This is a genomic window from Paraburkholderia sp., from assembly GCF_035501035.1.
Taxonomy (GTDB): Bacteria; Pseudomonadota; Gammaproteobacteria; order Burkholderiales; family Burkholderiaceae; genus Paraburkholderia.
This window is the reverse complement of record NZ_DATJWR010000102.1, coordinates 1-7,395: the sequence shown is the minus strand read 5'-3', so window position 1 is coordinate 7,395 and position 7,395 is coordinate 1. Positions and strand designations below refer to the sequence as shown.

The following is a 7,395-nucleotide window of genomic DNA, read 5'->3' as shown; positions in this document are numbered from 1 at the left end:
CTCGGCAAGGCACTCGACGCGAAGACAGCGCAATTGCAGGCGTCGCTGCCGGCCGGTCTGAAGCTCGAGCCGGTCTCGAGCATGCCGCACGCGGTCAAGCACTCGGTAGACGACTTCGTCGAGGCGGTTGGCGAAGCGGTGGCGATCGTGCTGGTCGTCAGCCTCGTTTCGCTCGGCCTGCGCACGGGCATGGTCGTCGTCATCACGATTCCGATCGTGCTGGCCGTGACGGCGCTGTGCATGCATCTATTCGGTATCGGCCTGGACAAGGTCTCGCTCGGCACGCTCGTGCTCGCGCTCGGGCTGCTCGTCGACGATGCCATCATCGCCGTCGAAATGATGGCCGTGAAGCTGGAGCAGGGCTGGAGCCGCATGCGCGCGGCGGCCTTTGCCTACACGAGCACCGCATTCCCAATGCTGACGGGCACACTCGTGACGGTCTCGGGCTTCCTGCCGATCGCGCTCGCGAAATCGAGCACGGGTGAATACACACGCTCGATCTTCGAGGTATCGGCGATTGCGCTCATCGTTTCGTGGTTCGCTGCGGTCGTGCTGGTGCCGTTGCTGGGCTTCCATCTGCTTCCGGAGCGCAAGGCTCACGCGAGCGGTGGCCACGGCCATGAACACGATGTCTACAACACGGGCTTTTACCGGCGCCTGTCGGGCTGGGTCGCGTCGTGTATCGACCGACGCTGGGTCGTGCTCGGGGTCACCGGCGTGCTCTTCGTCATTGCAATAGGGGCATTCACGCGCGTGCCGCAGCAGTTCTTCCCGAACTCCGAGCGGCCCGAACTGCTGGTCGACCTCCGGCTGCCGGAAGGCGCTTCGTTCGAGGCGGCATTACGTGAATCGAAGCGCCTCGAGAAGGCTCTCGATGGAAAGCCCGGGATCGACCATTTCGTCGACTACGTCGGCACGGGCGCGCCGCGCTTTTATCTGCCGCTCGACCAGCAGCTCCAACAGCCGAACTTTGCGCAGTTCGTCATTACCGCCGAAGACGTCGAGACGCGCGAGGAGCTGATGCATTGGCTCGACGCGAAACTCGAGAAGGATTTCCCCGGCGTCCGCACACGCGTCGCACGACTCGAGAACGGGCCGCCCGTCGGCTTCCCGATCAAGTTCCGCGTGAGCGGTGACGATATTGCGACTGTGCGCCTGATCGCGGAAGAGGTCGCAGAGAAGGTCCGCGCCGACTCGCGCACGCGCAACGTGCAGTTTGACTGGGACGAGCCGGCTGAACGTTCGATCTCGTTCGAGATCGACCAGAACCGGGCGCGCCAGCTTGGCGTCACTTCAGAGGACGTTTCCAGCTTCCTCGCCATGGCGCTTTCCGGCTACACCGTCACCCAGTTCCGGGAGCGAGACAAGCTGATCAACGTCGATCTGCGCGCGCCGAAGAGCGAGCGCGTCGATCCCGCGAAGCTCATGAGCCTTGCGATACCGACACCCAACGGCCCCGTGCCCCTCGGCTCGCTTGGACATGTACGCGATACGCTCGAGTACGGCGTGATCTGGGAGCGCGACCGCCAGCCGACGATTACCGTGCAGGCCGACGTGCGCGGCGACGCGCAGGGCATCGACGTGACACGCGACATCGAACACGCACTCACTGCTGTGCGCTCGACGCTGCCTGTGGGCTATCGGATCGAGGTGGGCGGGGCGGTCGAAGAGAGCGTGAAGGGCCAGACGTCGATCAACGCGGAAATGCCGCTGATGATCATCGCGGTGCTGACACTGCTGATGATCCAGCTGAAAAACTTCGCGCGCACCTTCATCGTCGTGCTCACCGCACCGCTGGGTCTGATCGGCGTGGTGACAGCGCTCTTGCTGTTCGGCAAGCCGTTTGGCTTCGTCGCGCTGCTCGGTGTGATTGCGATGTTCGGGATCATCATGCGCAATTCGGTGATTCTGGTGGACCAGATCGACCAGGACATCGCGGCGGGCCACGCGCGCTTCGACGCCATTATCGGCGCAACAGTGCGGCGTTTCAGGCCGATCATGCTGACCGCCGCTGCTGCCGTGCTCGCGCTGATTCCGCTGCTGCGCTCCGGCTTCTTCGGACCCATGGCGACAGCGCTGATGGGCGGCATCACCATCGCCACGGTGCTGACGGTGTTTTTCCTGCCCGCGCTCTACGCCACGTGCTTCAGGGTCTGCCGCGACGAGCGCGGCGCGCAAGAGGTCGTCGTCGAGCATACGGAGGGTTGATCATGACTTTTACCTACAAGACAACTGTGCTGGCCGTGGCTGCGGCACTCGCAGTGACGGCGTGTTCGTTCGGGCCGAGCGGCGAGGCGCCGGCCATGCCGTCGCCCGAGCACTACGGTGCGCAGGCTCAGCCGGCGAAGACGGTGGCCGCGGGTGGCGTTGCGCAGACCTTCGATGTCGGCGCGACTCCCGGGCCGCAATGGTGGCGGCTCTACCGCTGCGCCGCGCTGGATGCGCTTGTCGACGAAGGACTGCGTAACAGCCCGACGCTTGCGGCGACGCAGCGTACGCTCGCTGCTGCGCAAGAGCAACTGCGCGCGCAGATCGGCTCGTCGACGCTGCCATCGATCGACGGCGCTGCGCAGGTACAGCGCGCCCGTTCACCAGTCGCGCCCCAGCTCGGCCTCCCCGAGCAGGTGCAATACAACTTCTTTGCCGGGCAGTTGCTCGCGCATTACACCTTCGACCTGTTCGGCCAGGCGCGCTACATGAATTCGGCGAGCGCGGCCCGTGTGGATGTGCAGGCGTTCGAACTGGAAGCGTCGCGCCGTGCGCTCGCTGCAAACATCGTGGCCGCCACGATCAATGTGGCGGCGCTCGATCGGGAGATTGCGCTCACCGAGCGGCTCGTTGCGGTATCGAACGATGCGGCGAACGAAGATGCGCAGCGCTACGCGCTCGGCGCTGTCTCACGTGTACAGGCGCTCGAATCGAAACAGGACGCGGCTTCCATCGCGGCGACGTTGCCGGAACTGCGTCAGCAACGCGCGACGGCGGTTCATGCACTCGCGGTGCTGATGGGCCGTACGCCGGACAACGCCCCAAACGTGCCGGATCTGGACAGCCTGTCGCTGCCCGAGCACGTGCCCGTCGCGGTGCCTTCGGACCTGTTGCGCTCGCGCCCGGACATCCAGGCAGCCGACGCCGCCGTCAAGGCAGCGGCAGCCGATGTGGGCGAGGCAACGGCGCAACTCTTCCCGAGCTTGTCGCTGACGGGCGCGATGGGTCGCGGCGGCTTTAGCTGGCCAGCAGTGGTTTCGGGCGCGGGCGGCCTTTGGGCCATCGGCGCGAGCCTCTCGCAGCCGATCTTCCATGGGGGCGCGCTGTTCGCGCAGCGCCGCGCGTCGATCGATACTTACGACGCCACCGTGCTGCATTACAAGTCCACTGTGCTCTCGGCGTTCCAGGATGTGGCGAATTCGCTCGCCGCGCTGGATAACGACGCACAGACCCAGGCGTCGAGCGAAATCGCCGCCGACGCCGCGCGCACGGCATTCGAGGACACGTCGTCGCGCCACCGCCTGGGCTCGCTGCCTTCCGCTGCAACGCACGCGAGCGAGTCGCGGTATCTCGACGCAGAGATTGGCGCAGTGCGCGCAGCCGGCCAGCGCATGAGCGATACAGCCGCACTGTTCCAGTCGATGGGGGAACTGCCCCCGGCTCAGCAGAGTCCGCAGACGACTGCATCGACGCATTGATTCAGGCGTTCGTGAAACGCGAGGGCGATCCTCCTGGAACGCCCTCGCCGTCGCGCCAGTATGAATGCCCCAGGATTTCCCGCTTTATTTCCGTATGGAATATCAGAGACTCATTGTCTGCCACGAATGCGATCTGCTGTTTCGCAAGCCTTTTAGTGTCAAAGGGCGCCGCGCAGCCTGTTCGCGCTGCGGTGCGGGCATGACAGCGCTACCGGGTAGCGGATGGCCGCTTGACTGGGTTTGCGCTGTGACGTTCGCCGCATTGATCGTGTTTTGCATCGCGCAGCGTTTCCCTGTGATCGAGCTACGCGCGAACGGCATGACATCCGAGGCGACGCTGTTTGGCGCCGTGCGCTCGCTTTGGTCCGGCAACATGCGCGTCGTCGCGATCATGGTGTTCTGCTCCGCGGTGCTTTTCCCGTTGATCGAACTGCTCGCATTGCTATATGTGCTGGTCCCGCTGCGGCTAGGCAAACTGCCACCCCGTTTCAATGCGATGGTGCGTCTCGTGCAGCTCGTTCGGCCTTGGGGCATGGTCGAGGTGTTCATGCTCGGCGTGCTGGTGACGATCGTGAAAATGGTCAGCATCGCGCAAGTGATCCCGGGACCGGGATTGTTCGCAACGGGCGCGCTGACCTTCATGCTGGGCGTTGTGGCTTCCTTCGACCCGAGCCGGCTCTGGGCGGTCCCTGACGAAATCAGGCGTTCCCGAATGGCGGACGTTCGCTGGTCAAGAGTGAGTACAAGGCGAGGGCGTTTCACACGGCCATTGGGGGTGCGCAAAGCTGGCTCACCTCCCGCGATCACGGCACGACGCGCCGGACTTGTCGGCTGTCACGCGTGCGGACTGGTTCAGACGCGCATTGAAGGGGAGGCTCACCAGCGCTGCTCCCGATGCGAGCATGTGCTGCACGAACGCAGGCCGGACAGCCTGGCGCGAACGGCCAGTCTGCTTCTTGCCGCAGCGTTTGCCTATATTCCGGCGAACCTGCTGCCGATCATGCACGCGTCATCCGTGGGCAGATCGGAGGACGACACGATCCTTGGTGGCGTCGCGTATTTCTGGACATCGGGAGACTGGCCCCTTGCTGTCGTCGTCTTTGTCGCCAGCGTTCTCGTGCCGGTTCTCAAGCTCGTTGTTCTCACGCTTCTCACGGTAGCCGCTTCTCGCGGTTCGGGCTGGCGCGCTCGTGAAAGAGCAACCCTGTACCGGATCGTCGAGCGCATTGGCCGATGGTCAATGCTCGACGTCTTCGTCGTTGCATTGACGGTCACACTGGTGCATTTCGGCTCGCTTGCCGTCATCACTGCGGGACCGGCCGCCCTCGCTTTCGGAGCGGTCGTGATCCTGACCATGCTCGCATCGCATCAGTTCGATCCGCGGCTAATCTGGGACAACGTGGACGCGCAGCAGCGTCACCCCCCAACTGCGAACGATGAAGCTCTGGCTGCTCCCCTCCCCGCAAACCGCATATCCTGAAACAGACGATGCATCTTTCCAATCTATCCGGACCTGAACTCAAGCCGCGCAAACGTTGGCTGCCATCCCTCATCTGGTTAGTACCCCTGATCTCGGCATTGATCGGTGTTGCCCTGGTGGTCAAATCCGTTGCAGAAAAAGGGCCCGTCGTGACGGTCACCTTCAATAACGCCGAGGGCATCGAGGCAGGCAAGACGAAGGTAAAGTACAAGGACGTTGAAATCGGTGTTGTGCAAGGCATTGCGTTGTCCGCGGATTTGCGGCGTGTCATCGCGAGTATCCAGTTGAGCAAGGACGCAGGGAAATTTGCGACGCAAGGCACGCGGTTCTGGGTGGTACGCCCGCGCGTTGGCGCCAACGGCATCTCGGGCCTCGGTACGCTGCTCTCTGGCGCGTACATCGGCGTTGACATCGGGCGTTCGACCGAGAGGCAATCCGCGTTCCTCGGTCTTGAAAGCCCGCCCATTGTCACCACGGGGCAGCCGGGGCATCAGTACACGCTGCGAGGCGAGTCGCTGGGCTCGATCGATATCGGCGCCCCCATCTTCTACCACCGTATCCAGGCGGGTCAGGTGATTGGCTACTCCCTCGATCCTCACGGCGCGGGTGTCATCGTCAATGTCTTCGTGAATGCACCGTACGATCAGTACGTCGGTACCAATACGCGGTGGTGGCACGCAAGCGGCGTCGATCTGCGTCTCGATTCCAACGGGCTGAAGCTCAATACGCAATCGCTCGCGACGGTCGTCGTCGGAGGGCTGGCATTCCAGTCTCCGGCGGGTCAGGACGCTGGACGGCCGGCGGCAGATAAGGCGGAGTTCCTGCTCGCCGCGGACGAATCGGATGCCATGCGCGAGCCCGACGGCCAGCCGCTCAACGTGGTCATGCGTTTCGATCAGTCTTTGCGTGGGCTGTCTGTTGGCGCACCTGTCGACCTTCGCGGGATTGCGCTGGGGCAGGTGACCGAGATTGGTATTGAGTACGACGAAAAGCAGAAGAGCTTCAGCATGAAGGTGGCGATGGCGCTTTACCCTGACCGGCTTAGCCGGCGCTCCAGCGAGGCGCTGCCTGCACCGGACACGGCAGGCGGGCACGAAATGCTGCAGCATCTGGTGACGGAAGGGCTGCGCGGGCAATTGCGGACCGGCAATCTCCTGACGGGACAGTTATATGTCGCGCTGGACATGTTCCCGAAAGCGCCTCGCGCGAGCGTCGACGTGCACAGCAACCCGATCGAACTGCCGACTGTGCCTAACACGCTCGACGAGCTTCAGGTGCAGGTGGCCGACATCGCAAGGAAACTGAACCAGGTGCCGTTCGACCGGATCGGCGCCCATCTCGACGGTGCGCTGGAGAACGCCAGCAGGCTGTTCGGACATATGGACACCGAGGTCGTGCCGCAAGCACGCGACACGCTCGCTGCCGCACAAAAGACATTCGCGACCGCGGAATCGACGCTGCGGCAGACTGCGCCGATGCAGTCGGACGTTCAGGACGCCATGCAGCAGCTCACGCGCACGCTGCAGTCGCTCAATGCGCTCTCCGACTACCTGGAGCGGCATCCGCAGGCGCTGCTATTTGGCAAAAAAGGAGACCAGCAATGATCGCAAGGCAATCCCGCTCGTTCCGCACCACGGTGAGGACACTCGTCTCAGTCGTCGGGCTCGCCCTGCTGACGGCGTGCGCAACGCCCGCGACGCGCTTCTACACGCTCGGAACCGACGCAGAGCCGACCATCGCGAAGAATACGACAAGCCCCGCTTTGCTGATCGACGTGCGCCCGGTGAAAGTGCCGGCCGCCGTCGCCAGAAGTCAGCTTGTGGTACAGGTCAACCCGGCCCAGGTGCAGGTGCTGGAAGACGATCGCTGGTCGTCGGCCCTTCCGGACGAGATACGCTATGCACTGGCTGCTCGCGTGAGCCAGCAGGCGGGCGCATCCGCTGCCAGCGCGGTTGGCCGTGGTGGGGAGGTTCCCGTCTATCAGGTCGGCGTCGACATTCAGCGCTTTGAATCGTGGCCCGGTTCACATGTACTGGTTGACGCCGTATGGAGTGTAAGCAGGTCTGAGGGCCAGGAGACCCTCACCTGCCACAGCACAGTGACTGAGCCCGTGTCTGGCGGGTATCAGGCGATCGTCGACGGGCATCGTCGTGCGATCGACGCAATCGCTGCTCAGATAGCCAAGGTCGTGCGCGACTTCGCGGCGACCGCCGCGGATCGGCCGTCTAG

5 protein-coding genes are annotated in these 7,395 nt (G+C 63.9%); all 5 read left to right on the top strand.

All coding sequences use genetic code 11. The features are described 5' to 3' along the window. On the top strand, nt 1-2,208 hold a 2,208-nt coding region (locus tag VMJ11_RS07570), incomplete at its 5' end, for an efflux RND transporter permease subunit (protein WP_325618514.1). A gap of 2 nt (nt 2,209-2,210) precedes the next feature. Next, complete coding sequence (locus VMJ11_RS07565) at nt 2,211-3,686, top strand: efflux transporter outer membrane subunit (protein ID WP_325618512.1); 1,476 nt, start codon at nt 2,211-2,213, stop codon at nt 3,684-3,686. 94 nt (nt 3,687-3,780) lie between these two features. Then, nucleotides 3,781-5,166 carry a PqiA/YebS family transporter subunit gene (locus VMJ11_RS07560; protein WP_325618516.1) on the top strand — a complete coding sequence of 462 codons (1,386 nt, stop codon included), beginning with the start codon at nt 3,781-3,783 and terminating at the stop codon, nt 5,164-5,166. An 8-nt stretch (nt 5,167-5,174) separates the two neighbouring features. Next, nucleotides 5,175-6,770 (top strand): intermembrane transport protein PqiB, encoded by a 1,596-nt coding sequence (locus VMJ11_RS07555; RefSeq protein ID WP_325618510.1) that lies wholly within the window; start codon nt 5,175-5,177, stop codon nt 6,768-6,770. Beyond that, on the top strand, nt 6,767-7,395 hold a 629-nt coding region (locus VMJ11_RS07550), incomplete at its 3' end, for a PqiC family protein (protein WP_325618507.1). The genes VMJ11_RS07555 and VMJ11_RS07550, both read left to right, overlap by 4 nt.